The following is a 26609-nucleotide window of genomic DNA, read 5'->3' on the forward strand; positions in this document are numbered from 1 at the left end:
AGAAACATGAACTCATATGATTAAAAAATATTAACATACGATAAGGATGGTGACACTACACAATGAAATATAGCAGAAAAAATAATTTTTATGTTGATACCCGTTACGCAGATGAAGAAAGTACAATACCTGCTGAAACAATCGAAAAAGAAATTATCCAGTGGATTGAATTAATTCTTCAAGAATATTCTCTTTTAATTCCATTAGAAATTAATTAGTATCGGAGGATATATAGATGTTAACTCTTGCAGGATCAGAAAAATTTAATAAAGCTGAGCTTGAAGCCCTGCTCGCTAAGATCAAGGCTCTTATTTATGCTCGTGTATCAACAGACGGACAAGTTGACAACTATTCAATAGAATCTCAGGTTGAAAGATGTTTAGACTTAGCCAAACAAAAAGGCATTACCGAAGATGAAGTAGTTGTTCTAATAGAAGATGGTGAAAGTGGAGACAATCCTAATCGCCCGATGATTAATTATGTTTTATTCTTGTTGGAGTATGGGATTGGTGATCACGTTATTTTTCTACATCCTAACAGAATGAGTCGCTTTCTTCATTTACAAACACAACTGTCTAATCGTATATGGGGTCTTGGTAAAGATTTCTGGTTTGTCGAGTTTGATTTTGACAAATCGAGTCCAGAATCAATGTTAAACTTCAATATTCAAGGTTCTATTGCGGAATATAACAAAGCAAAGATATTAGCAGATACTAAGCGTGGCAGAATTACAAAGGTTAAAAATGGTCAAATACCGGGTTTAAACAGAATTTATGGGTATACCTATGATACTGAATTGGACACACTAGTTGAGAATCCTGTAGAAAAAGAAATTTATTTGAAGATGGTTGATATGCTTTTACATAAAGATTATAGCTGTTCTAGGATAGCCGAAGAATTATCTTTGCGTAACGTGCCAGCTCCTAAAAAAGACAGATGGTATCAAGTTACGATAAGTAGAATATTTAAAAATGAAACCTACACAGGCAATTATTATTTTGGCAAAACCAAAGTAATCCGTAATACTGATGGAACAAAGAAACAAGTTCCACAACCAAGAGAAGAATGGAGACGAATATCTGTACCTGTTTACATTGATATGGAGACATACCATAGAATTCAGAAGAGACTTGATGAACTAAATAAGAACAAACCCGGAAGACCCACAGAAGATTACCTGTTACAAGGAATTTGTCGCTGTGGCAGATGTGGGGCAGCAGTATCATCAGGTGTGACTACGAAAACTAAAAATAGATTGCTGAAGTATTACGTATGTCAACATAAAACAAAGAAGTCTTATGAAGTGGGAACTGGTGAATCCAATCCAATTTGCAAAGGACGTAATTGGAGAGTTGATTACGTAGATAGAATTGTTTGGGAGTACGTTAAAAATATTATATCTGAACCAACAGAATTTTTTGAACGTATAATTAAACAGCAATCAGAAAACTCAAACTCTGATGAATTGATTAACCAGAAAAAGAAATTGGAAAAAACCTTACAAGAAAAAGAATCATCTCGTGAACGATACACTGAGATGTATGCGGCTGGAATAATTAAAACAATGAAGGACTTAGAAGATAAAGTGTCAGCCGTAGATATGCAGGTACATGATATAAAAAAGGATTTGCATACGATTGAGCATAAATTATCAGCAACTCTTCACAACAAAAATGATGTGAATCTTATTCAAGATACACTCAAAAAGTATCAATATATTATGAATAAAAACATAATAAGTATGGAAAACAGACGCAAAATAGCTAGAGTTTTTTTAAATAAAGTTGTATTAAATGACAATAAAATAGATCTGCATATGAAAGCTTCTAAGAATATCACGGATGGAATAATTGATATGAACAAAGAAAAAATTTTCAGGCTATACGTTTAAAATACGTATTCAGAATCTCAATCGTCAAAATTGATCATATATTCAAAATCCCCATATTCCATATGCATTTCTTAAATCTCATGGTTCAAAATTGTGTCTGTATATATTTACATCGTGCTGTATTGAAGAAGTAGTGAAAACATAGATAAATAAAGGATTCTTTGTATAAATTGTTAGAATCGTAGCTTCAATCGTACTAATCGGAAGGAAATTCGCTAAAAAGCTAATGAATCAAGGGATTTTTTAATTTTTTAGCAATTGATTTATTCAAAATTTAAATTTAAAATTCCTTTATTTATCTATGTTTTGTATCTTACCTCAATCAAATCGTGAATCGTAACAAGAATCACGTAGTGGAAGTGTTATTGATGTTATTTTCATGTTCTTTCACTCTAATAGTCTAACTCAATTCATATATGTATGTCATCTCTAGGACAAAATGCCCCAAAGGCTTTTAAGAAAGTAAACTTTTATTTTGTATCATCATACTTTAAGATTCCACTTGTTAGTTCCTCAACTGTCGTATTCAGTATCGAGGCTACCTGTATTAATTTCTCAATACTAATTCTTATTTCCGCTCTCTCATATCGATGAACAGTTTTCTTGGTTACTCCTATCTTTTCAGCCAGTGATTGTAAGCTATCGTTTTGAAGTTTACGATACTTCTCAATATTTCCACCTACGACTACATAAAAACCTTGAGCATTAAAATCATTAGCCATTTAATGTCCAACTTTCATATTTGAATAAAGGAAAGATTTCATCTGTTCTCATAACGAATCAACTTTTCAACTATATCAGTAAGCATCATCTTAAATTCCAAGGAACTGTCTTTTGCCAGCGAGAATTGTTCGTCCAGTTTCTTGTTATAAATTAGTTCGTTTATTTCCTTGATCAATAAATGCATCCTTTCTCTTGTCGTCAAATAATGGATTTGCTTTCAAAAGGCCGGGGATTCTGCTTATCAGTTCTAGTGAAAGTGAATCAAATAAATCCAGCAATTCAATGCTTCCATCTTTCTTTACCTTCACGGACAAAGTTGTGGTCAAGACTACACCTCATTTCTGTAAAAGGAAAATTTGATCGTATTATAAATTTCGGTCATATGCACCTACTACAGTCAACCCAGTAACTTGCACTAGATTATACTGATAGAAATCCCTTTTTTCATCAACCATTTCATTAATAGAGTTAGCTGCTTCTTGAAGTAAATCATCAATTGTCATTTTTTCTTCTGAAGTAATGATTAGGTCACGAGTAATGTCTTCTTCATCGTTATTTTCGACATGGAGACTTACTACTACTTCATAGTAATACCGCGTTTGAATAAAACTTTTTGTTGCCTTTTTATATTTCATCTAGCCAACCTCTTTCTTGAAGTAAAATGTACGATTTATCAGAATCTCAATTGATCATAAATCTTCACAAAAATCTTAGCAATATTCTTAGCGTCATCAATCCCTCTGTGATGGGTTCCCTCCAATGGCAGTTTAAGCATAGTCAAAGCTCTTTCCATGCCTACGCCTCGCTCCCTACCAATCATCCTCCCATGCTGATGCTTGAGACTGATATGGTTATCCGTCCATTCACATGCGATTTGATGTAGTGCACAATCCTTCTGCAACTGGTTCTTATCATAGAACCCCCAGGAGCAGAGGACATGAGGTTCATTGCCTATCCACTCTCGAAATTGACGGATTGCCTGCGGATAATACATTGCAGCATCCACATCCGCCTGAGAGATGGAGGTAAGCCGCTTACAAAAATCAGAAAGCTGTGGGCTTAATACAGGCTTGACAAAAATTGGAATTCACTTACAGTCTTCAGCCTATCATTGAGTTTTACGGCTCCGATCTCAATAATTTCGTTTTGTCTTTTGCGGTCATTTTCCCAACAAGTAGCTTCTAGATCAAAAATTATGTAGTTCATTTCTTAATCCTTTCTCACGCAAAGTATTTGTTTTATCTATAGTAACCAGTCTGATGATTTATAGCGTCTTGTGAAGTAAAGTAGCAATATCCCAATAAGGAAGGATGTTCCTCCAATAAAATAACCTCTTAGACTGTTTATGCTAAAAGCCATTGCTAATATTGCAACTCCCAATCCACAAGGAAAATACCCGAAAATACCTCTTACCAAAGCCATGAAAAAGAATTTCCGATTCATAAATCCCCCTCTTTTCTAATATGTAATTTATTATACAATCGAACATATATATAAATCAGTTTCATAACGTAATTTCTACTATATCCGTATACAACAACCTCTGATCCTTTGGTAACTCAAAGTCATGATGAAAATGCATACCATTGTTTATAATCTACTTTTTTCTCTATATCATAAAAATAAGGATGCATTTTATCTAAATCCATGTGAATGCCACAACGCTGCGTAATGTACTCTAATGCTGGGGTTGAACACGTGTGAGTCAGTATGTAATCAACTTTCCAATCATGCTTTTTCAAATTCTTCAATCCTTCTTTGTATTCCTCTTCTGATGGCATTTCACGTTTCCACCACGACTTACCTTCCTTACGATACTCTTTGTCGTGTGACGCAGCTCCACCAAACGTAAAGAACTTCATACTCTCAATATTGAACACCTGTCCACGCATTAAATGAATAATACTCTTGTTAATCTTATGTACTTTCCCGCCATTCCAAACTTCAACTGGATACTCATCTAGCATGTCGTGGTTCTCATGGTTCCCGTCGATAAATAGTGTTGTGAATGACTTTGTTTTGTCTAACAATACTGATCTTCCTTACTACCGTCCCAAATTAGGCCAAAATCTCCCACGATGATAACATAATCTTTTTTAGTCAATTGTTTTTGTTGTGGGAAGTTTCTCGTGTTGAGACGCTTGTTTACGCTTACTGTTCCATGAATGTCTCCTGTAATATAGATCACTTATTGCACTCATCCTCTCTTGTAAAAGTCATATTTTACTTAGTTTGCCTTGTCCCACCAACCGCTATATTCCTTATCTTCTTCTGAATCATACTGTTTCAGTTCACCTTGCGTATATCCTGCCGCAAGCAATTTGCTCACATGTTCAATATCTACTTCATCCATTTCTCTATCTTCATCATTGAAAAACTCATAATCTACCTCATGCCCAATAATAATTTCTGTTTTCATCTAATTTTCATCCCTTCTCAATAAAACTCACATTTCATTCAGTCTTCTAATCTTTCAACTGTGATTCGCACTCTTTTACCTGCTAAAACTAAGAGCAGATACTCATTCAAAGAGCAACCTTGCTCTCGATTATCAACGTCTGCGTATGCGGGTTCTCCATTAACTAAAAACACATCTACAATTCCTTCAAAAACATTACTCTTCAAGAAAAATATCACTTCCCTTAAAAGATTCGTTTTACCTTTTCTTTTTTGACTTATAGGCATCCTTCATTTGATAAAAGTCGATTTTGCCAATAACATAGAAAACTATACCACCAAATAAAAACGTTACAAATAGCCACTTATGTATGAGTAAAGCAACGATACAAATTAGAGCAAACCCTTTGAACGCTTGCTTATTCATGAATTCACCTTATCCTGTGTAAGATTAATTTAGTTATAGATTAAATCTCTTATCAAAATATAAGCCGCCCTTAATTCATTAGGGAAGTGCTCAGATATTTTCCTTGTTTCTTTTACTTCAAAATATTTATACAATTCATGATTTGTACTGACCACAATCTCTTCAGTTATTCTAAATAAATCTCTAAATTGATCCGCCGTAATGTCAATTTTATATCCTTCATACTCTAACCATACGTGAGTCTTTGATTTGTGACCTTCAATAGTACAATTACCAGTAACATAATGACAGTCAATACAAAATTCATCTAGTAACCAATATATAACAGAAAAGCATCACAGATTTTATGTAACTTTTCTAAAACCTGTGATACTTTAATTGGTATATTGATGGTAGTCAAAAATTCTCTAGCTCATTTACATGGCTCTAATATGTTATTTTCAGAGAGTTATTAATGCTGTCTAATTCAATTCCTGCACCTAATCCCCTAGCAAAAACCTGAGCAGGAACATAGGTAACTCCCTTTATTACTTTAGGTGCTGCGCTCACTGTTTCAGATGATCCATTGTAAAACACTATTTTGCTTCCAATGGTAAGTGTCATTTTGCTATTTCCTTTAGTTACACCAATGGTACCACTATTATCATCATAGTTCAGGGTAGCACCCAAGCCTTCAGCAATCTCACGAAGAGGAACCAAGTTTGTATTCTGATAAATCAATGGCTCACTACTAAAGCTTAATTTATTTCCGTTCACGTAAACTCTTAATCCAGATTCTTTATAAGTTGTCTTCGCTGCTTTAGGCTTTGCAGTGCTCTTTTTAGGAGTCGATTTACTCAAACTCGAAGATGAGGAACTACTTGAAGAAGATCCTCCACCATTATGATAATGATATTCCCCGTCTTGGAGTCCCCACTTAGCACAGTTAGTACGACAATAATGTCCACCATTTGAATCAGTTCTACCCGGATGAGCATATGCTGTAGCACTGGAAAGAATCAACACTAAGGCAAATGAACTAGCTAATACTTTATTTTTCACTCTTCCACAATCCCCTTTTGGTATTATATACCTAGTATATTAGCACAATGTACCAATAATAAGGAAGAATTTTGTTTCATACTTAAATAAATCCAACAAATGATAAAGAGCTATACCTGTTTACTTCTCCTTTTTTACTTCTCCTACAATGATATAAATAACTCCTATGATTAAAGATATAATACTTAACACAAGTAGAACATCATGTCCTTTTAACCTATTCAATGCTATATCCAATGGTGAATCAGCATAGTTTACTACACCATTTGTTACAATAAAGTATCTAGAAACATACAATATAGTTGCTATAAAACAAAATGAGACTCCAGTCGCTCTTCTATTCATTAATTCAGCTCCTTCTATAAATTCTGATTTATAATAAATATATTTTGTAATCAATTATATAATTATAAGATAATAAAAAACACCTAATTACTAGGAGCTTAGTTGTATATCATTTGAGGTGGAATTTTCACATTTACCTGACCAAATATACAACATGCTGTTTGAGTTTCTTCCTCGTACGTTAAGTAGCTACGATCTGTTTCCTATCCCCTATTTGTTTCTCTACTCCCTTTACCTATTAGACCAGCTTTTATCTGTCACATAGCAAACAAAAAAGACCGCCTAAGCGATCTTGGTCAAATTAATCTTTTATAAGTCCTTTATTTTTTGTCGCTCTATATGATATAGAGCTTGAAATTTAAGTCCTTCTTTGGAAGTTTGATATCTTTGATATTTGACCCCAGCAACTTTTACCTTTTCCATTAAACCAAAAGTATATAACTTTGGAATAACATCATAGAACAAAAACATCTCAAATTCCTCTGAATGCACATTGTTCTCTATCCCAAAATTTAGTTTACTCGCAAATATAATAAAACAATCTAGTAGTGTTAGTTGTCGTTCTTGTTCCTCCTTAAAATAATTGTCTGGTAATCTAACTGTAATTTTAGAAAGAGTATCATTAAGTTGCTTATAATCATATCCGTTTATCATTTCATTTGTTTTCAAACGATACTTTGATTTTTCTAAGTTCTCTTTTAATTTACTGTTTTCTTTTATTAATTTTTTATTCTCTTCTATTAGCTTCGTTTGGTTTTTCACCGTATCTGCCCTAACCCAACCGATTAAATTCTTATCTTCCTCATAATCTTTTAACGTCTCCATTACACTTAACCTAATATCTTTTAAGTCTTCATAAAATTTTGAGATGTTGCTAAGAGCGAGTATTTTAAACGCTTGATACTTACTATATTGTTCTCTTTCAAGAAAATTGGGATTTTCTCTGGCCTTGTCCATTAATTTTTTCTCTGTAATAACAATAGCAAATCTTCTCTTCCCTTGCTCTCCTGCGTAGTCATATTCCCAATGTGTATAACTTTTTCCGCTTTCGGGATCTATGCTGCCATAACGCCCACCTAAAATCAACATATATACATCGGATTCATCAATCCACCGCTTGATTGTCTCTTTTTGGCTCTGATCTCCTGACTTAAACAACTCCATCCCAGCAGGAATATGCCCTGCATTTAAAACCGCTGTTACTGCTGCCTGTCGTTCTTCAATCATATCTATGTAAGTTGAGGATATAAAAACTTGAAGTTTCTTCTTCATAAACAAAACGACTCCCTCATGTATAATATTACCTATTATACTACAGAAGTCGCCAAACCCGTACAATATTCCTATTTAATTGAAAATAAAATCAGACTTTTGTCATTATGCGAAAATAATTGACCACTGAGTTTAACGCTATGTTAAATCTTCAGCCTCTCTCAACAAAGTACCTGTTGGTCATATACCAAGCTTTACCCTTCATTGTATCAACCATACCCTTCTTGCTATCCAGAAACACAATATCCCCACACTCTTTACAGCCCCATTTGTTCCTTTTATACGCTGACACTTCTATATAAGAAGCACCACATTTACATTCTACCTGAATCAATACCTTCTGCTGGCTGTATGCATCTGCTAATTGTTCACTGGCCTTACTTGCTGCTATAGGTTGTATAGCTGCTACATATTCCCTTTGCTCAGAAAATTCATTATGTACCTTGAAGTCTGCTACAAGCTCAGGATTTAATCCAAAATGTTCTTTACCTACTGTAGTCACATACTTACTGCCTACACGATAAGATTCTATCCAGTCCTGTATTTGTTTGGTGGATAGATTGACAGTTCCTTTGATTCCACTGTTTAGCGTGTAGGTCATTGTGTGATGCTGGTTTAGATTCATATGGCCTATCATCTCCAATTATTAGCGATACACAATAAAGAGACACTTTGTAAGAGAGAGAAGAGTTTTTGTCATCTGTCTCATTTCGTATCTTCTCCAATCTTATACAAGTGTCTCTTTTCTCTGCTTTAATTATCCTCATTATTATCCAATAGGGTTTCAATTTGTTTAAATAACACCCTTGCATCACTTATTTTGATTCTAATCTCATCTTCAAATTCTTTTTTAGAAAAAGTGTTCGGAATAAATTCAAACATTTCTTTTACCTTTCCCCAAAGTTCAAATGATTTCCAAAAAGGATCTTCCTCTGACCAGCGAACAGCATACGCTTGTCTTTTGTCTTTGTCAACATGGACTATCGAGTATTCCCCACCATTTTTAGAATTTTTATACAATCCATATATCGAAGGCTCTATCATTGTATCTATTGAATCCTGATTATCTGCTCCCCCTATAAATTTAACCGTATAGTGGTCAGGACGAAAGTCATTATTCATTTTAATCCCCGCTTCCTATTTTTTTCAAACCATCGTTTACTATGGATTAGATTTATTATCCCTAACTCTCTGCCAGAAAGACATGATTAAGATAATTGCTCAAGATACTCTCTTCCTTCTGTTGTTAAATGAACTATACCATATCCAGATCCAGTCCGTTGAAATATTACGCAACCCATTCTCTCTAATTTCTTATATTGGTCTGGTCGCTTATATCCAATACTTTTCACTACTCCCTCTGTTTCTGCTGCATATTTTAATGCTTCAACTAATTCACTATCTGAGTTAAGTATTTCCTCATATAATTTCATCTTATAATTTCTCCTTCATTTCTCATGTACCTTCCTTATTTAAGGCCATTGCTGGTAATTGAAATAGCTGAATTTTAATTTAAACATACTCTCATCACTCTTATTCATTAGTGTTACGCCTAAAAAAAGTTGATCAATAAAATGAAATAAGAGCGATGAGGATGCTTACAAGAAATTATGAATGACTCCAATAGGTGTTGATCTTCTATGTAGGTATAATATCCTCATGCTGCTTTCGTTAATCAACGTTCCCTTGATTGTAAAATGATTAATAACTTCTTCTACTCACAAAATAAAATAACAATATGCTAGCTAGTACACAAATTACGATTGTAGGAGCACTCACAAAATGCTCATAAATCCATCCCATTAAACCTTTAGTCATGGAGTTATCAAATTCAGATCCTAAAAACTCTTGTTTTTCAGGTGTATTAATCCAAGCTATATAAAGCACCAGGCAAATAATTGGGTACACCATAAACAATGCCCCTAAAGCGATTCCTTTTTCTCTAATGATATTCACCCTCTCAAAATACGACTATATATTGATCAACAATTCAATAATACATCTATATATAGTATATATCTACTCTTAATCTCATATTTTTCACGTTTCTTCACTAGTAATCAATAAATAAAAAAAACGCCTATTACTAGGCGCTTAGTATCATATTCAAAGGGTAACAATTTAGCATCCCCCAACCTATATGCACATTTCTTCTTGTTTCAGCTTCCTTTTTTCATACGCCTACCTGTTGGCTTGAGCCAGCACTTTCAAACTGATTAATTGACCATCCCAAGTCTGTAAGAAAAGTTTACCCCTTATGAGTCGTCCACATTTATACATAGGTCATCGCTCCTTGATTTTATAGAATGTAGTGTCACGCTACAGTGCTTATTCCAGTAGAATGCAGCCTGTTACAGTACGATGTTATGATGAAATAGTAATTTTACATTGATTGTAGTTCTTCAATTTCCTTCTGTTTCTTTTCAATCTCTAAGTCAACCAATGCATGTTTAACGACAAGTTTAAATGACTCGGAAATTCTACTTTCAAGCAAATTAAGTTCAGGACTGTTTATGGGCTTGTTCTTGTCTATTACATCAACGAGTGGATTAAACCTTTTTCCTTCGTATCTGCTGGCAACTTGGAACATGTAGACAAGTAACATAGTCGCTCCATTGTGTTCTTTTATGAATTTTCCATATAGTGATTGATGCAAATTATTATCCATAACGACACCTCACGAATGTTATTAATTAGTTGTTATGTGATTTAACAGGACAGATAATTACCTATGATGAGTGAAGTATGTAGTTTGACCTGCCCTGCTATGTATTATTGAATTAGATGGAATGCCACAGTTAGCGATGAAGAATATTTGCCGCAATTAAAATAAGCATCATAGATAAGCTCAGGGTTGTCCGTTTTAAAACGTCTAATCTTGAACGCCTTCATTGGTTCCTGAAACAACCTTTCTAGTGCAGTCTGTTTATCGCGATAATAATCGTAAACAAAAGTTGCTTTGTCGGTATAGCTGTAGGAATCAATGTCTTCTTTTCTCATCTTAGCGAGCAATGACAATTCAGGTACGCTACCGCTAGTTTCAAACATTAGCCGTTCAACAAACTCATTTAATCGATCAATCGTTTTGAGATGAAATTTCATCAAGTCGATAATGATCGTTGCTTTAGGTGAGATTTCGAGGAAGTAGCAAAGCTTTTCAATTGTTAGATCAGAGTGGTACGGAATTTCCGTAGCAGTCAAATTGACTACCTCTTGGTTGTTCAGTGCGATTGTCATATATGTATCTTCTCCTTTTAGGATACAGTTGTGACACGTGACATATTAGAAACCTGAAACAATCCCTCTCGCTTCATCCTCAGCACGTTCGATAGCCTGAATAAACGGTAACAAAGGTTCCTCACGTTTGTACTGTATAGCCCTCTCAGCAGTACCGTTAGCGGTAGCCCATTCCCAATATGCGATGATATCAATAGACTGTAAAAAATACACTGACAGAGCTTCAACAGGATTTACAGCATACATCTGTATGAACTGTTCATCTGATAACTGATCGTGTTGTAAATATTCATTTTTCATTTGGTGTAGCAAAAGAAATCTACTTTCACGATTCACATTGACAATACGATTTACATACTCATTACGGCGTTCAACTGTGTTCAATATGATTTGCATGTCATTACGAATACGCCAAGCTTCAGGACTGATATTAAGCGTATTAATTAGGTCATTGATGGACAAGTCAGGATTGTACGGTGCTGGTTCGATAATACGAGTCCAATTGTCGTCATTACCATGCTCAAACACTTGGATAGCGTCTGAGAAATTCAGGCCGATAGTCTGCCATTTTCGATTTTGTGCATCAGTAATGTGGTAATAGTGCAATTCTTTTTTGCTGGCTTCCTCTTCTCGTTCCCAGACTGGTTTCATTCGCACAATGTCTACAATGGTTATCTCATTAACTTTTTTGGACATTGGGTATCTTCCTCCTTGTGAAATTGATAAAATGGTGATAAAAGCACTTAAAAAATACTGTGATATCAGGTATAAATATCACGATGTCGGTATATTTAAATTATCACGTTGTCGTGATAATGTCAATTCATTTATGGAGGATATTTGAATGTTAAAGTTTAAAATTAAGTTAAAAGAAATTCTTAAAGAGCAAGGAATTACGCAAAAGAAACTTGAAGATATTTCAGGAGTTCCACAATCAAAGATATCTAATTTGTGCAATAACAAATTTCAGGAACTAAATATTAATAACCTTGAGAAAATAGCAAATGCCTTAAACATTAAAGACATATCTGTTTTGATGCAGTTCGAGGAAACAGAAGAATAAATCTACAGCACACTAAATTTATTACTACATAGACACAGCAAAGACCCTAGATGATCCTGACTAGGCTTTATTTGTCGTGGACACCGTTTGGGCAAACACCATTACTTTAACTTTGCATATAGTGCTTATGCCTAGATCATATTTTGGAAAGGTGGAGCATTGAAAAATGCCAAGTACATTTCAAGACATGAAAAGAGAAGTAGAAACTGGTTGGGATATAGTCTTGTGGTCAAAATCATACGGAATGGGCGAAGCAGCTAAATTAGCAGCTTGTATCTATTTCGGATGCGCGGCAGCATATTTAGGTCAAGAACTCGAAGATTTAGCTGCTAAAGTAGGGAAGGATTTGCTTACACAAGCCTTACAAAACAAGGGGAAAATATTTGGAAGTGGTCAATTTGAAGTATCTGCTGGAGATGCTTATTGGAGTGTATATCATAAGGTTTGGAATCCCTTTAAAAGAAGACATGAGAAAATAACCACTGAACGTTTTGTCAGACTCTATGTGAGAATGAGAAGAAAAGCAAGAACTGTCTGGGAACCTTCTTTTGCTGAAATGCTTGAAACATCAAGAGAATACTATGAGTTGCCTGAATACACGAGTGGAATGGTTTATCCACTTAATCCTGATGGTACAATAAATCCATAGATAGATAGAATAGGGAGGATCTCATTCCTCCCTGAGCTTTCACTCATATCCAATGCATTTAGGATGATTATTGCAACTTTAACTATTCACCTATCCAAATTAATGACCTTCTTTAGTTTTAAAATTTGAATTAATAATAATATACAGATTAATAAAAACTCATAATTGACGACAAGTTTTAACCATCCGCTGTCGCACGATTTGGATACGAAAAATCCAGTCACCGTCAATATGGGGGCAACTGGATAGTAAAATTGGTGCTTTATTTAAATATTCACATAAAAATGCTAGATTTAAAGGCTCGTCTATTTTTCAGGAATAAAATTCCAGCCAACACATTAACGACTCCGTTGAGCCTACACCTGGGTGAATACGAACGTCTGCTGCGGTATGTACTTCTGCCAAATTTGAAATCGAATCATAGGACACATATTTTGAGGGTCTGTTTAAGCAATTAAAATAGGACTAGTCAGGAGCTTATTCTCTTCTGACTAGTCTCTTTAAATTACGATTATCGGTATTCTCATGGTGAAGAAAATCAACGATTTTTAATAATAAACGTAGAATGATCCATCGTTTTTATTTCCACCTACGTAAATTTTGTAGTAACCATATAGTTGTGTTTTTATATATTCTTTACCCTTTATTTGTCCTAAAAATTTTTCGCCACCATTTGGGTCGACAGCATAAACTGGAAAACTTTGAATAGAAGAAGCATTAACCACAATCTTGATATCTCCAGTCATATATATATCCTTTGTTGAATCTCCGATAGTTCCCCATTCTATTCCTTGCAATTCAATATTTCCAATGTCCTGAAGTTCCTGTGCTGGAGGGGGATTATTAGTAACGGCTTCGTCAGCAAAAGCGGCCTGTATAGGTGTTAAGATCATCATCAAAGAAGCAAAAGTAGAGAATGATATTTTCTGAAATTTTCTCACATTTAACATCTCCTTTAAGAAATAAAATTCAGAATCAAAATTACCAATTAATCTAATAATTTTTACAATAGATTCTCTAAACTTCTCGATAGCATTGTGTATAAATTAAACCGTTTACTCCTCCTCCAACGTTTGTATCTTGCAAGAATAATATATAATATTTTCTTTAGGGGAAACAGGTTCTTTCTTATTATTATTCAGTTAAATTGGGAATTACTGTAAACAAAAATGATAAATGTATTTTTTTTACTTAACGAGTGCTCGGTGACAGCAAATTTACCCTATCGTACTCCTTTAGAAGGATATCTTATTACCTTTCAATTTCAACTATTGTTAATGTATAGCTGATGAACTGGTATCAATACGTTGTACATTGAACATATATATCTGTTATAAGCTCTCGCATTTGTTTTAAGGCTGTTATTCACGTTATAATCAGGGAAGTCTCAAAATCCCCGTAACTTTAATCTGTGTTGGCTTAACGCTCTCTTTTGAGCTTATCTTGTTTACTATCCTCTCCTGCTGATATTCGTAATCTTTTAAACTCATTTCATAATTCATAGTTGCAGTTTTTTTCTCTAGAATAAACTTTCCAAATCCATTGTTAAGAAGAATACTATACCATTGCGACCTGTCCACTGGTTACAGCATCCCGTATGCAGTGTCCTATCATGTCCTCACATACTTTTGCTTGTTTGAGTAGTTATTCCTCTATTAAGACGAGTTCCTCATATTTGGCGGCGATATTGTTAAAATTCTCTTCCTACTTCTCCACTCTTGTTAAATTTTAAGTGTATTCAGTGGACTATGGAGTTGAGCTTTTCCCCTCACCTCATCATCAGTGAAGTCGAGGTATGCTTTTTGCGTAGTCTCCACAGAAGCATGACCTAAGATACGACTCAAAGTAAACCAATCACCACCTGCCAAAATATAGTACTTCGCATAATTATTCCTTAACTGATGAGGATGTACATTTAACCCGATAGTCTTACCAGCTTGTCTTAGCGCATATTCATAGTTTCGTACATCCAACTGCGTACCCTTGGTTGTGGGAAATAACCAATGCGACTCTTTATAGCGATCACGATGTTTCAGCCAATTTTTCAGCTCTATACTCAATTTTGATGAAAAGTAAACGAATCTTTGCTGCTTATTTTTGGGTTTGACTATAAGGATTGCTCGTTTATTAAAGTCAATGTGTTTCGGTTCCAAATTTACACATTCATTAATTCGCATTCCAGTATCGAGTAGCAGACGGAAGATCATCCAATTGCGATAACCATGGAATTTTGTAGTATCGAATTGTCGTAAAATCAAAACAATCTCCGATTCACTTAATGTGTGCTTTTGCTTTCTCTCAACTTTTGGAAGTGCTATTTGTCCAACTGGATTTTTTTGTATCTCCCTCTCAATAGTATGCAACCAATTAAAAAACACTTTGATATTCCGAACATAATTCGCAATTGTCGTTGCTGATACAGGCTTATTATAATCACCTCTTAACTCAGGATGATTTGAGTTTCTTGATTCCTCTCTCGAAACAACCGAGTATTTCCCCCTATCTTGCACATACTTTACGTACATTCGGATATGTCCGCTTCCCACCTCTTTAAAATCTGTAGTCTGATGTTCTCGTTCCAGATACACTGCAAATAATTTTAGTGTTTGCTCGTAGCTGGCTAATGTTCTTTTTGCAAGATTACGGCTTGTACAATACAGCATAAAATTCTCAATTTGGAATGTAATCTCCGAAAACATAAAAAATCCACCTCCTGATTTGCCAAATTACTTGACCAATCAATTGATGGATTCATACATATACTCGTAAATATATTATTGGTTTTCACTGCCAAACCTTCAGAGCAAAATGAAGAATTGGTTGGTTTCACCTTCAGGCTCAAGCCTTACCACGCCTGCTCATCAGAGTTTCAGGACACCTTATTCTCAATCCGCAGCTTGTCTGCGACCATCGCTATAAATTCTGAGTTGGTTGGTTTGGACTTGCTGATATTGATAGTGTAACCGAACAGGTGGGAGATGCTGTCGATATTTCCACGGGTCCATGCTACCTCGATGGCATGGCGAATGGCGCGTTCTACGCGAGATGCCGTCGTTTTGAACTTTTCGGCAATTGCGGGATATAGGGTTTTGGTGATGGCTCCCAATATTTCGATATTATTGTACACCATCGTAATGGCTTCGCGTAGATATTGATAGCCCTTGATGTGAGCTGGTACGCCAATCTCATGGATGATAGCCGTGATGCTGGCATCCAGGTTTTTCGTCTTACCCATAGGCACAACGTTGGACCGCATGGATGAAACGGTTACCGGGCTATTGCTGACTAATTGCGGTCCTACCAATTGGCGTATACGGTTAGCAAGCACTTCCATGTCAAACGGCTTCAAAATATAATAAGATGCCCCGAGTTGAACGGCCCTCTGTGTAATATTTTCTTGACCGAATGCAGTCAGCATAATGATTTTCGGTTGTGGAGTCAGGTTCATTTCTCTTAAACGCTCCAATACACCGAGACCATCCAGATGAGGCATAATAATATCTAAAATAAGTACATCAGGTATGTTGCGGGATTCTGCGATGCGTTGGAGTACTTCTTCACCGTTGAAGGCGATTCCTGTAACTTCCATATCCTCCTGATCGGAAATATATTCAGCAAGCAAATTCGTAAATTCCCGGTTGTCATCAGCCAACAATACCTCAATTTTTTGCAATGTACTTCCTCCTTATTGAGTGTTATTCCATTGGGACATCTGTTTGCATTAAATAAATATTTCTTGTCGGAGTATATGATTTCGACATCGAATTATGAATTCCTTCTGTCGAAAATTATTTTTATTTATTTTTTTTATTAATTCAATTATAATTGAATTTTTATCTTGCAATTCTGAGTTATTCCCCTGCTTTTCGACAAAAAAATCTTAAGGCCACTAGCTCGCCTTAAGATTAGAGGATGACTTCAAGCTCAATTTATTATGCATGATTCCTGCATCACGCAACATCCATTCGATAAAACATCCGTAACCTGATTTAGGATCATTAACGAATACATGTGTTACAGCTCCGATCAGCTTACCATTTTGGATAATCGGACTCCCACTCATTCCTTGCACGATTCCGCCGGTCTTATCTAATAGCTTAGGATCTACAACCCGAATCACAAGCCCTTTGGTTGCCGGTTTATCCTGCTGAGAAATGTGTACAATTTCTGCCTGAAAACGCTGAATTTGTTGACCTTCCAATACAGTCAATATTTCTGCCGGTCCTTCTTTTACTTCATTCGCAAGTCCCACCGGAATGGGCGCCGAATACAATCCATTCTGCGGCTCATCTGACATTTTCCCAAATATTCCGAAGCTCGTATTTCGTTCAATATTTCCTAAGATCCGATGATCTTTGAGAAAATGAGCACGTTTTTCTCCGGGTTCCCCACTCTGGCTCTTCGCAATTGACGTCACATTGGATTGCACAATCTCTCCACTACCCACAACAATGGGAGTTTGAGTATTCATATCGGTAATTACATGACCCAAAGCCCCGTAAACCCCCTGGTCCGGTGCATAAAACGTTAATGTACCTACGCCTGCAGCCGAGTCTCTAATATACAACCCAAGCCGCCACGCTTTATCATCTTGATCATATGCTGGGGTTAACTTGGTGGAAATCGTCTGCTCACCTCGACAAAGCGTGATGTTCAGCGGCTTTTTGTTTTTACCTGCCTCGTCCACGGCTTCAGCTACCCTGGCGAGACTATTGAGGGGTTTGCCGTTCATGTGTGTAATCCGGTCCCCTAGGCGAATACCAGCATTCTCACCAGGTGACACCTTACGATCATTGCTTTCCTGAATGATATGGTGACCTACGACAAGCACTCCTGAAGATTTTACTTTGACCCCGATCGTCTGCCCCCCTGGGTATACTTTCAAATCGGGGACCACGCTTTCTTGGGTTGTTTGCATGCTTTTAGTGCCGAACAAATCCAAAGAAGCTTGTAGAGGCAGCGCTGCTTGCACATGATGAGCGTTACCGAGAGAACACATAAGAAAAACAAGCAAAAGACCGAGCAATTTGATCCTGGAGTAAAAATTCAATGGCTGTCACGCTCCCTTTGCTTCTTTCGCTTGACGAGTAAAGGTGGTCGCCAATTGCGTACCTATAAGGTAACCTTGCCCCCAGGCTTTTATAACTGTTAATCATTACGCCAGCCGCTCTTTTCAGGCTTTCTTTCCTTCCGCCAAATTCAGCATTTCCTGTGCGTGATGCAATGTTTTTTCGGTAATTTCTACCCCGCCCAGCATCCGCGCCAATTCCTTAACACGACCTTCCTCCGTTAGTCCCTCAATTTGAGTCATGGTCCGTCCGTCATGAACATTTTTCTCAATCAGGTACTGATGATCTGCCATACACGCCACCTGCGGCAAATGAGTAATGGAAAACACCTGACATACGGAAGACAAACGATAAAGCTTCTCGGCTATGGACTGAGCTGCACGACCACTTACCCCGGTATCCACCTCGTCAAAAATGAGCACCGGAATTTGATCATGACGCGCAAAAATACTTTTCATTGCCAACATGATACGTGATAACTCACCACCAGAAGCAATTTTACCGAGTGGGCGAAGTGGCTCACCTGGATTGGGCGAAATCAGAAATTCCGCATTATCTATCCCTTGCTTGGTAGGTCGTACCTTTAGACCTTTATATTCATATCCACGTGGATCCTCAATTGGATCAATACGCACCTTGAGTGACGTTCTTTCCATTTGAAGATCTTTTAATTCCTGTTCTACTTGCTCTGCAAGCTCTTCAGCACAAATTTCACGTGCTTCTGTAAGCTCTTCAGCAATCTCCAGCAAATCCGAAAGCAACTCATCCCGCTTTGCAATGAGTTGCTCCAGCCGCTCATCTTTATTTTCCAACAGATCGGTTTCCTGCTCAATACGGCTATAGTATTCCAAAATCTGCTCTATACTATCACCATATTTTCGCTGTAATCCGGTAATTTGATTCAAACGTTGCTCCACCTCATGCAGCTTGCCCGGATTAAATTCAATATCCTCACGATAAGAGCGTAATTGAAACGCTGCATCCTCCAACTGATAGAAAGCAGATTGAATCTGCTCCGCAATGGGCTGAAGGCTTTTACTGTCGTAGCTCTGAACATCATTTAATCTGGACAACACGTTATTGACCGTATCCAGACCACCTCTGCCACTTAACAGCTCGTATGCTCCTGATACTCCATCCATCATTTTCTCACTATGGGATAGCTTGACCCGTTCCTCTGCCAATAATTCATCTTCACCCAATTTTAACTCCGCCGCAGCGATCTCTTCCAATTGGAAGCGATACATGTCCAATAGCTGATAAGCCTTTTGACTGGAGCTTTGCAATTCTCTTACTTCTTTTTCCGCTTTGACAAAAGCATTGTAGCGCTCCCGGTAAAGCGCTTTGACTGGACCAATGACCGAGTCACCGAACGTATCCAGCAGCGCAAGATGGCGATCCGCACGCAGCAAGCTTTGATGCTCATGCTGCCCGTGGATATTAACGAGTTGCTCACCTACCTCACGCAGCATCGTTAAATTAACCATCTGACCGTTAATTCGAGATGAGCTTTTCCCCTGAACTGTAAGTTCTCGACGAATCAGCAAATGCTCTTCTGGATTAGCCTTAATCCCTTGTTCCTCCAACGTATTCCAAACGGGATGTTTGACCGGCAATTCAAACAAGGCTTCCATTTCAGCTTTATCACAACCGTAACGCACTAGGTCAGCAGATCCCCTGCCGCCCGCAATCAGCCCAAGTGCGTCGATAATAATGGATTTACCAGCACCAGTTTCTCCGCTCAATACATGAAATCCTTTATAAAAATGAACATCGACAGCTTCTACGACTGCCAAATTCCGTATAGACAAAGTGACCAGCATCGTTCTTTCACCTCTATGATGTACAAATTAAAACGCCTAATATGCGTACTTTATAATTAGGAAATGTAGCCCATAAGACGATTCACGATAGTTTCGCTATTTTCTTCCGATCGGCAGATAATCAAAATGGTGTCATCCCCGCTGATCGTACCCATGACCTCAGACCATTCAATATTATCTAATAAAGCAGCAATCGAGTTAGCTGTTCCTGGCAGGCACTTCATCACAATCAGATTGGTTGTGTAGTCAATATGCAAAAAGTTGTCAACCAATGTACGTTTCAGTTTCTGCGTCGGATTGTAGCGCTGGTCTGAAGGCATCGAATATTTATATCTGCCGTCGTCCATTGGAACCTTTATGAGCAGCAGTTCTTTGATATCCCGGGATACAGTTGCCTGCGTGACCTGGAAACCAGCCTCACGTAATGCTTCAACTAAATCATCCTGCGTTTCAATCTCATGTTGTGAAATAATTTCCCTGATTTTAATATGTCGTTGACCCTTCATATAATCCTCCTATGGATTAACCTTCATATTCCTCTTCTTCGAGGTCTTCCACTAATGTAATAAGGCGAATACTTTTCTCGTCCGTATCAACGTACAATACCCCCGCACAGCCCGGATAGAGCAGCAAATAAGGCATAAGCCTGTCCCGTAAATCAGGACCGTTCCACTCCATCGGTTTCTTGCGGCGTGACGTTTTGACCATATATGTCGAACCGTTACGTACAGCTACGTAATCAATAAACAAACGGCTATACACGGTATGTCCATTCACTTTAAAAGCAAGCGGTATTTTCATTTTCCCGCCCACCACTTCATACCCTGCTTCTTCTAGTTGGTCCACAGCAGGTCCTTCGTTCAATTCCTCGTTAATTGGTATCGTTTTTAGCACAAGCGGTCCCGGCTCTTTTAACCAGGCACGCAGGCTATATAAAGCCCATATCCCTAATATCACCCCGATCACAGTGATGATAACCGTATCGTATCGCGTGTCCATGAACCGATCACCTCATGGACATATTCTAGGACAAGATATAAAATCCCTTTTCCTCATACAGGTACGCTGTACCTGCGACCGGATATTCAATTGGGTTCATCACATCTGTGTGAATGAAAATACATATCTGCAATTATACATCTCATTATAGGCGAACGTGAGTTCTACAATCAATCCCTCACACCAAAAAGAGGTTCTCTTAAGTTCACAGAACTCATGGAGAACCCCTGAATGTCACTTACGCGATGGGCCATTATTAAAAGTCTGACCTGCTTCCTGAACAGTTTGTTCAATCAGTGGACTGAAATCCATTTTCTCCAGCTGCGATTCTGCCGCCGGAAGCCCATTCAAACGCCAATGCGCTAAAAATTCAATATTTCCTTCGCCACCTGTTATGGGGGAATAGGCCAAGCCTTGCAATGAAAGTCCAAGCTCATGTGCAAACATCAAGATGGTCTGCAGCACTTCTTTATGCGTAGCAGGATCTCGAACCACGCCAGATTTCCCAACCTTTTCGCGTCCAGCTTCGAATTGAGGCTTAATTAGAGCTACAATATCAGCAGGTTGATGCAGCAGTGCAAGCAACGGTGGCAAAATAATTCGTAACGAAATAAAAGAAACATCAATACTTGCGAAATTAGGCACAGGACCGCCCAAATCTGCAGGTGTCATATATCTGAAATTTGTTTTCTCCATAACGCATACACGTTCATCATTACGAAGTGACCAATCCAGCTGATTATACCCCACATCAATGGCATACACGTACTCAACTCCATGCTGAAGCGCACAATCCGTAAAGCCTCCGGTTGACGAACCGATATCCAGCATCGTCCTGCCCTTCATGTCCAGCTCGAATTGACGGATGGCCTTTTCGAGCTTCAACCCTCCACGGCTTACATACGGATGCACCGACCCTTTAACTTTAAGCTCGCTGGAACGTGGTACTTTCATTCCCGCTTTCTCGATCCGTTCGCTGTCCGCCAACACTAGACCTGCCATGATTGCGGCTTTAGCTTTTTCACGGCTTTCAAAAAAACCTTGTTCTACAAGCAATACATCAATGCGTTCCTTCGGAACAGACATGTTAATCTCCCTTTAGGCAGCCAGGCTGCTCTTGTCATACTTTTTATAATATCATGTTGTTTACTTTAAGTTACCCTATACAGATTGCCCCATGCCATATGCTGGCTCAGCAGACCACTTACGCAGCTTTAAGCACACAGCTTCAACGGTAAGTCCCACTTCAGCGCGCTGCTCTTTGATGGAGCCGTGCTCCACAAACAGATCGGGAATCCCCATTAAGCGCACCTGTGCATCTTGTATTTCTTCTTTAGCGTAAAATTCCAGTACAGCGCTACCCAAACTTCCCGCTTCAGAAGCTTCTTCCAATACGATCAGCTTCGTATGCTGGCGGGCCAGTTCACGCAACATCTCCTCATCCAAAGGCTTGAGGAAGCGTGCATTCACAACGCCCACTTGCATACCCTCACGTTTCATCGCCTCCGCAGCCTCTGTCGCCACTTGGAGCATTGGTCCTGAAGCGATTACAGCGAAGCCCTCACCTTTACGCAGAAACTCCCAACTGCCGATGGGAATAGCCCGCAATTCATTATCCAATGGCACACCAACCACGTTAACACGTGGGTAACGATAAGCAATTGGACCGTCTTCGTAGTCAAGTGCTGTTTTCATCATATGGCGCAGCTCATTTTCATCCTTTGGCATCATAAGCACCAGATTCGGGATATGACGCAGGAATGCTACATCAAACACGCCATGGTGAGTTTCACCATCAGCACCAACAAAACCAGCACGATCAATCGCGAACATCACGTTGGCATTATGACGACAAATATCGTGCACAATTTGGTCATATGCACGCTGCATAAAAGTGGAATACACCGCAAATACCGGCTTCATCCCTTCCATTGCTAACGCTGCACACATGGTTGCAGCATGCTGCTCAGCGATACCGACGTCAATCATACGTGTAGGAAACTCTTTACTAAACGGTACTAGCCCTGATCCACCAGGCATTGCAGGGGTGACCGCAATGATCCGCTCATCCTGTTCAGCCAGCTCAATCAGCGTTCTACCGAAAATTTCTGTATACATCGGATTGCCCACGGCTTTGAGTACCTGACCTGATTCAATTTTGTATGGACTGATGCCGTGCCACTTGTGCGAATCGGCCTCCGCAGGTTTATAGCCTTTACCCTTGGTGGTTACGACATGCACTAATACGGGGCCAGTAACGTTATCAGCCTGCTGAAAAGTCTCAATTAGCTTGGACAAATCATGTCCATCGACCGGACCAAGATACGTAAATCCCAGCTCCTCAAACAGCACACCTGGCACCATCATATATTTAAGACTGTCCTTGACACGGCCAGCCGATTTGGCAAGTTTACCGCCTATAGCGGGTATTTTTTTCAGCAAAACTTCCAGCTCATCCTTTGCCCGCAAATAGTGACGGTCCGAGCGAATTTTGCTCAAATAATTATGCATGGCCCCTACATTCGGGGCGATGGACATTTCATTATCATTCAGAATGACCATTAAATTTTTACGTTCATGACCAATATGGTTTAATGCTTCGAAGGCCATGCCCCCAGTCAATGCTCCGTCCCCGATCATTGCAATAACTTTATTGTCCTCGCCCTTTAAATCTCGTGCCAAGGCCATCCCCATTGCAGCCGAAAGGGAAGTGCTGCTGTGTCCAGCTTCCCAAACATCATGCTCGCTCTCGCTTCTTTTTACAAAACCACAAAGTCCATCACGCTGACGAAGTGTATCAAAACGATCCATTCGCCCTGTCAATATTTTGTGCACGTAGGCTTGGTGCCCAACGTCATAAATCATCTTGTCCTTTGGACTGTTATAGCAATAATGCAGGGCGATCGTGAGCTCAACCACTCCCAGATTCGATGCCAGATGCCCCCCAGTCACGGACAGCTTCTCAATCAAAAAGCTCCTGATTTCCTCGGCTAGAGAAGCCAACTCCTCAACCGACAGTGATTTCAGATCGCCTGGTTGCTTTATGTGTGGAAGCAGCACGCATATCTCCCCGCTTTCCTTCAAGTTTGTGTGTAAAGTTAACAAGTATTATATCACACTTTTGGACTGTGCTTAAACGCAGACAAGTCAAACCAGTTCTAATGCTACTAATGATCACGCTTCATCAGGTAATCCGCTATCTCCAGCAAACGCGAAGAATCGGGAATGCCACCTTCTGCAATCACTTTTTTGGCAGACACTGTGAGTTCCTCCACTTGTCGCAGAGATGCGTCCACACCGATGAAATACGGATAGGTAACCTTCTCTTGTTCAACATCACTCTGCGTTTTTTTTCCCATTTTGCTTTCATCGCCTACGAGATCCAATATATCGTCCTGAATTTGAAAGGCCAGGCCCAGATCTCGTCCAAAACAGCGAAGCGCCTCTAGTTGACTCTTGTCTGCCCCAGCAATCCGTCCACCTGCCAAGAGTGAGAAAATGATCAAATCAGCCGTTTTATGAAGGTGGATATATTCCAGTTCCTTGATCCCCGTCATTCCCTGCTCGCCTGACATATCTGCGACCTGTCCACCTACCATACCTCTGGCGCCGCTCATTTCGGATAAATCCTCAACTATGGACAATAGCGCATCGGAAGAAACACCGTGAAGACGACCTGCCTGCACGATGCAATAAAACGCATGGGTCAGCAAAGCATCGCCCGCAAGAACAGCAACCGCCTCGCCGTATACCTTATGATTCGTCAGCTTTCCTCGCCGATAATCATCATCATCCATCGCCGGCAAATCGTCGTGAATGAGGGAATACGTATGTACCATTTCTACCGCACATGCTACTGGCAACGCCGCTTCCCTGCTTCCACCAAATGCTTCCGCAGCGGCGATCACAAGCAGAGGCCGCAGCCGTTTTCCGCCTGCGGTCAGTGAATAGTTCATAGATTCTCGAAGGACATCTGGAATGTCCCAATGCGCCGGAAACTGCTCGGTCAATGCAGACGAAACTGCATCTGCCGTCACAGCCAAATATTCCTTGAACGACAGTCTATTCAAGCCCTTCACCGCCGTTTTCATCCAATCCGCCACCGAAAGGCTTCTTGCGCAAATCTCCATCCTCTTCCACAATCATTTCAATTTTACGTTCGACCTGTTCCAGCTTCTGGCTGCAAAGCTGAGACAGCTTCATCCCCCGCTGGAACAAATCAATGGCTTGCTCCAGAGGAACGTCCCCATGCTCCAGTTGTCCGACAATTTCTTCTAGAGCGGCCATGGCCGCTTCAAAATTCAATTCCGCTTCATTCGCCACCGTGCTTCGCGTCCTCCTTCATTCCCCATACTTGACAGTCTAACTGCCCGTCACTCACTTTTATCTTGATGGAATCTCCCGGTTGTACATCTTTGAGCGACTTGATCAGCCGTTTCTCCTGCTCATCGTATACCAAGCTGTAGCCTCGGGCCATGACTTTGAGCGGACTCAGCGCATCCAGCTGACGAATTCCGGTATGCAGCTGCTGCCGTCCCGTTTTTGTGATCGCACGCATCGCAGACTCCAGCTGACGTTGTGCCATATCCGTCTGCTTGCGCGCCGAACGAATTTGTTCGCGCGGATTAAACCGCTCTAGTACCTGACGCATACGAGCATTTTTCTCTGCGTTTAAGCGTGAACGGTTAGCTGCTGCGCGGATCAGACGCTGATGCAGCATATCCATCCGCTCTGCATGCTGGAGCATGTAGCGGCGTGGATGCAGCAGCACTGGCGAACGCCGAAGCCTCAGCAAGCGTTCACGACTGGCTTCCAGCCGCTGCCTAAGGGCGTTGCGCAACCGTTGCTCCCGCTGGAGCAGCTGATCCCGAAGCTCTCCCTGGTGAGGCACAGCCAGCTCAGCTGCTGCGGTCGGCGTCGCTGCGCGTAAGTCAGCCACAAAATCGGCAATGGTAAAATCCGTTTCGTGTCCAACAGCCGAAATGACAGGAATGACCGATGCGTAAATGGCACGCGCAACCGCTTCCTCATTAAATGCCCACAGTTCTTCTAAGGAGCCACCGCCCCGTCCGACGATCATCACCTGAACCTCCTGCATACGATTCATGGCTTCAATTGCCTTAACGATCGAGGGGGCAGCACCCTTTCCTTGCACAAGAACAGGATACAACACGATTCCAGCCTGCGGGTATCGGCGTTGAAGTGTGGTGATAATATCACGCACAGCCGCTCCGGTCGGTGACGTAATTACACCGATGGTTGCCGGGTGAGCGGGCAGATTCCGTTTGCGAGCGGTATCAAACAGCCCTTCTGCATCAAGCTTTTGTTTGAGTTGTTCATAAGCCAAATAAAGGCTGCCTATACCGTCAGGCTGCATTTGCGTCGCATAAAATTGATATTGTCCATCCCGTTCATACACGGATACGTTTCCCCGGGCGATAACACGCGTACCTTCTTTTGGTACGAAAGGGAGCCGTCTATTATGGGTCGCAAACATAATCGAACGTATCCGGCTCCCCTCATCCTTGAGCGTAAAGTACATGTGACCACTCGAATGATGCGTAAAGTTAGAAATCTCCCCGCGTATCCATACATCAGACAGCACCTGATCGGATTCCAGTTTCATCCGGATATAACGATTCAGGTCCTTTATAGAATAAATACGTTGTTGTT

33 protein-coding genes and 1 pseudogene are annotated in these 26609 nt (G+C 39.5%); 4 read left to right on the plus strand and 30 right to left on the minus strand.

Annotated features, from left to right (window positions below; genetic code table 11):
- The first annotated feature begins 62 nt into the window (after window positions 1–62).
- Together KSP24_RS07775 and KSP24_RS07780 are read left to right on the plus strand one after the other, a co-directional pair.
- Window positions 63–218, plus strand: a complete 156-nt coding sequence (locus KSP24_RS07775) for a hypothetical protein (protein ID WP_216974846.1) — start codon at window positions 63–65, stop codon at window positions 216–218.
- Window positions 219–235: 17 nt separating this feature from the next.
- Complete coding sequence (locus tag KSP24_RS07780; protein WP_216974847.1) at window positions 236–1891, plus strand: recombinase family protein; 1656 nt, start codon at window positions 236–238, stop codon at window positions 1889–1891.
- A 470-nt stretch (window positions 1892–2361) separates the two neighbouring features.
- Here KSP24_RS07780 and KSP24_RS07785 read toward each other — a convergent pair whose 3' ends face one another.
- From KSP24_RS07785 to KSP24_RS07865, 17 genes and pseudogenes are all read right to left on the minus strand, one after another.
- Window positions 2362–2613 carry a helix-turn-helix domain-containing protein gene (locus tag KSP24_RS07785; RefSeq protein WP_216974848.1) on the minus strand — a complete coding sequence of 84 codons (252 nt, stop codon included), beginning with the start codon at window positions 2611–2613 and terminating at the stop codon, window positions 2362–2364.
- 144 nt (window positions 2614–2757) lie between these two features.
- Entirely contained in the window at window positions 2758–2940 is a 183-nt protein-coding gene (locus KSP24_RS07790; RefSeq protein WP_216974849.1) for a hypothetical protein, read from the minus strand.
- Window positions 2941–2979: 39 nt separating this feature from the next.
- Window positions 2980–3249: a hypothetical protein gene (locus KSP24_RS07795; RefSeq protein ID WP_216974850.1), complete on the minus strand. Its 270-nt coding sequence runs from the start codon at window positions 3247–3249 to the stop codon at window positions 2980–2982.
- 38 nt (window positions 3250–3287) lie between these two features.
- Window positions 3288–3820 (minus strand): annotated as a pseudogene (locus KSP24_RS07800) (3'-5' exonuclease).
- Window positions 3821–4179: 359 nt separating this feature from the next.
- Window positions 4180–4644 carry a hypothetical protein gene (locus tag KSP24_RS07805; RefSeq protein WP_254207669.1) on the minus strand — a complete coding sequence of 155 codons (465 nt, stop codon included), beginning with the start codon at window positions 4642–4644 and terminating at the stop codon, window positions 4180–4182.
- 197 nt (window positions 4645–4841) lie between these two features.
- A complete protein-coding gene (locus KSP24_RS07810; protein WP_040101748.1) occupies window positions 4842–5033 on the minus strand; it encodes a hypothetical protein in 192 nt (63 codons plus the stop codon).
- A 38-nt stretch (window positions 5034–5071) separates the two neighbouring features.
- Window positions 5072–5239 carry a hypothetical protein gene (locus KSP24_RS07815; RefSeq protein WP_155613662.1) on the minus strand — a complete coding sequence of 56 codons (168 nt, stop codon included), beginning with the start codon at window positions 5237–5239 and terminating at the stop codon, window positions 5072–5074.
- 625 nt (window positions 5240–5864) lie between these two features.
- The gene (locus tag KSP24_RS07820; RefSeq protein ID WP_216974851.1) at window positions 5865–6479 is read right to left on the minus strand and encodes a copper amine oxidase N-terminal domain-containing protein; all 615 of its coding nucleotides are present in this window, start codon (window positions 6477–6479) and stop codon (window positions 5865–5867) included.
- Between the two features lie 120 nt (window positions 6480–6599).
- A complete protein-coding gene (locus tag KSP24_RS07825) occupies window positions 6600–6824 on the minus strand; it encodes a hypothetical protein (RefSeq protein ID WP_216974852.1) in 225 nt (74 codons plus the stop codon).
- A gap of 309 nt (window positions 6825–7133) precedes the next feature.
- On the minus strand, window positions 7134–8096 hold the full coding sequence (locus tag KSP24_RS07830; protein WP_216974853.1) for a DUF4062 domain-containing protein: 963 nt from the start codon (window positions 8094–8096) through the stop codon (window positions 7134–7136).
- Window positions 8097–8247: 151 nt separating this feature from the next.
- The gene (locus KSP24_RS07835; RefSeq protein ID WP_216974854.1) at window positions 8248–8721 is read right to left on the minus strand and encodes a hypothetical protein; all 474 of its coding nucleotides are present in this window, start codon (window positions 8719–8721) and stop codon (window positions 8248–8250) included.
- 128 nt (window positions 8722–8849) lie between these two features.
- On the minus strand, window positions 8850–9218 hold the full coding sequence (locus tag KSP24_RS07840; protein ID WP_216974855.1) for a hypothetical protein: 369 nt from the start codon (window positions 9216–9218) through the stop codon (window positions 8850–8852).
- 86 nt (window positions 9219–9304) lie between these two features.
- Window positions 9305–9529: a hypothetical protein gene (locus KSP24_RS07845; protein ID WP_216974856.1), complete on the minus strand. Its 225-nt coding sequence runs from the start codon at window positions 9527–9529 to the stop codon at window positions 9305–9307.
- 268 nt (window positions 9530–9797) lie between these two features.
- On the minus strand, window positions 9798–10052 hold the full coding sequence (locus tag KSP24_RS07850) for a hypothetical protein (RefSeq protein ID WP_216974857.1): 255 nt from the start codon (window positions 10050–10052) through the stop codon (window positions 9798–9800).
- Window positions 10053–10479: 427 nt separating this feature from the next.
- Entirely contained in the window at window positions 10480–10764 is a 285-nt protein-coding gene (locus tag KSP24_RS07855; protein ID WP_216974858.1) for a hypothetical protein, read from the minus strand.
- Window positions 10765–10868: 104 nt separating this feature from the next.
- Complete coding sequence (locus tag KSP24_RS07860) at window positions 10869–11333, minus strand: hypothetical protein (RefSeq protein WP_216974859.1); 465 nt, start codon at window positions 11331–11333, stop codon at window positions 10869–10871.
- Between the two features lie 45 nt (window positions 11334–11378).
- On the minus strand, window positions 11379–12029 hold the full coding sequence (locus KSP24_RS07865) for a hypothetical protein (protein WP_216974860.1): 651 nt from the start codon (window positions 12027–12029) through the stop codon (window positions 11379–11381).
- A 148-nt stretch (window positions 12030–12177) separates the two neighbouring features.
- Here KSP24_RS07865 and KSP24_RS07870 point away from each other — a divergent pair, with 148 nt between their 5' ends.
- Together KSP24_RS07870 and KSP24_RS07875 are read left to right on the plus strand one after the other, a co-directional pair.
- Window positions 12178–12396 (plus strand): helix-turn-helix domain-containing protein, encoded by a 219-nt coding sequence (locus KSP24_RS07870; RefSeq protein WP_216974861.1) that lies wholly within the window; start codon window positions 12178–12180, stop codon window positions 12394–12396.
- Window positions 12397–12562: 166 nt separating this feature from the next.
- Window positions 12563–13045, plus strand: a complete 483-nt coding sequence (locus KSP24_RS07875; RefSeq protein WP_216974862.1) for a hypothetical protein — start codon at window positions 12563–12565, stop codon at window positions 13043–13045.
- Between the two features lie 548 nt (window positions 13046–13593).
- Here KSP24_RS07875 and KSP24_RS07880 read toward each other — a convergent pair.
- From KSP24_RS07880 to xseA, 13 genes are all read right to left on the minus strand, one after another.
- Window positions 13594–13986: a hypothetical protein gene (locus KSP24_RS07880; protein ID WP_064962918.1), complete on the minus strand. Its 393-nt coding sequence runs from the start codon at window positions 13984–13986 to the stop codon at window positions 13594–13596.
- Window positions 13987–14421: 435 nt separating this feature from the next.
- Window positions 14422–14625: a hypothetical protein gene (locus tag KSP24_RS07885; protein ID WP_064962917.1), complete on the minus strand. Its 204-nt coding sequence runs from the start codon at window positions 14623–14625 to the stop codon at window positions 14422–14424.
- A gap of 141 nt (window positions 14626–14766) precedes the next feature.
- A complete protein-coding gene (locus tag KSP24_RS07890) occupies window positions 14767–15744 on the minus strand; it encodes a tyrosine-type recombinase/integrase (protein ID WP_216974863.1) in 978 nt (325 codons plus the stop codon).
- 170 nt (window positions 15745–15914) lie between these two features.
- Window positions 15915–16718, minus strand: coding sequence for a sporulation transcription factor Spo0A (spo0A, locus tag KSP24_RS07895; protein ID WP_013371763.1), 804 nt, complete (start codon window positions 16716–16718; stop codon window positions 15915–15917).
- A 216-nt stretch (window positions 16719–16934) separates the two neighbouring features.
- The gene (gene spoIVB, locus KSP24_RS07900) at window positions 16935–18095 is read right to left on the minus strand and encodes a SpoIVB peptidase (protein ID WP_216974864.1); all 1161 of its coding nucleotides are present in this window, start codon (window positions 18093–18095) and stop codon (window positions 16935–16937) included.
- Between the two features lie 123 nt (window positions 18096–18218).
- A complete protein-coding gene (gene recN, locus KSP24_RS07905; RefSeq protein WP_058711533.1) occupies window positions 18219–19937 on the minus strand; it encodes a DNA repair protein RecN in 1719 nt (572 codons plus the stop codon).
- Between the two features lie 56 nt (window positions 19938–19993).
- Window positions 19994–20443, minus strand: coding sequence for a transcriptional regulator AhrC/ArgR (gene ahrC / locus KSP24_RS07910; RefSeq protein WP_013371768.1), 450 nt, complete (start codon window positions 20441–20443; stop codon window positions 19994–19996).
- Between the two features lie 16 nt (window positions 20444–20459).
- Complete coding sequence (locus KSP24_RS07915; protein ID WP_058711534.1) at window positions 20460–20936, minus strand: hypothetical protein; 477 nt, start codon at window positions 20934–20936, stop codon at window positions 20460–20462.
- A gap of 234 nt (window positions 20937–21170) precedes the next feature.
- Window positions 21171–22022 carry a TlyA family RNA methyltransferase gene (locus KSP24_RS07920; protein ID WP_025675614.1) on the minus strand — a complete coding sequence of 284 codons (852 nt, stop codon included), beginning with the start codon at window positions 22020–22022 and terminating at the stop codon, window positions 21171–21173.
- Window positions 22023–22097: 75 nt separating this feature from the next.
- Window positions 22098–23996 (minus strand): 1-deoxy-D-xylulose-5-phosphate synthase, encoded by a 1899-nt coding sequence (gene dxs, locus KSP24_RS07925; protein ID WP_013371771.1) that lies wholly within the window; start codon window positions 23994–23996, stop codon window positions 22098–22100.
- 107 nt (window positions 23997–24103) lie between these two features.
- Window positions 24104–25027: a polyprenyl synthetase family protein gene (locus KSP24_RS07930; protein WP_014599993.1), complete on the minus strand. Its 924-nt coding sequence runs from the start codon at window positions 25025–25027 to the stop codon at window positions 24104–24106.
- Window positions 24999–25259 (minus strand): exodeoxyribonuclease VII small subunit, encoded by a 261-nt coding sequence (gene xseB, locus KSP24_RS07935; protein WP_013371773.1) that lies wholly within the window; start codon window positions 25257–25259, stop codon window positions 24999–25001. Before xseB ends, KSP24_RS07930 begins: the two co-directional genes overlap by 29 nt.
- Entirely contained in the window at window positions 25249–26562 is a 1314-nt protein-coding gene (gene xseA / locus KSP24_RS07940; RefSeq protein ID WP_043886124.1) for an exodeoxyribonuclease VII large subunit, read from the minus strand. The genes xseB and xseA overlap by 11 nt, the downstream gene beginning before the upstream one ends.
- Window positions 26563–26609: the final 47 nt, after the last annotated feature.

Origin of the sequence: Paenibacillus sp. AK121 (assembly GCF_019042715.1) — a bacterium.
GTDB lineage: Bacteria > Bacillota > Bacilli > Paenibacillales > Paenibacillaceae > Paenibacillus > Paenibacillus polymyxa_C.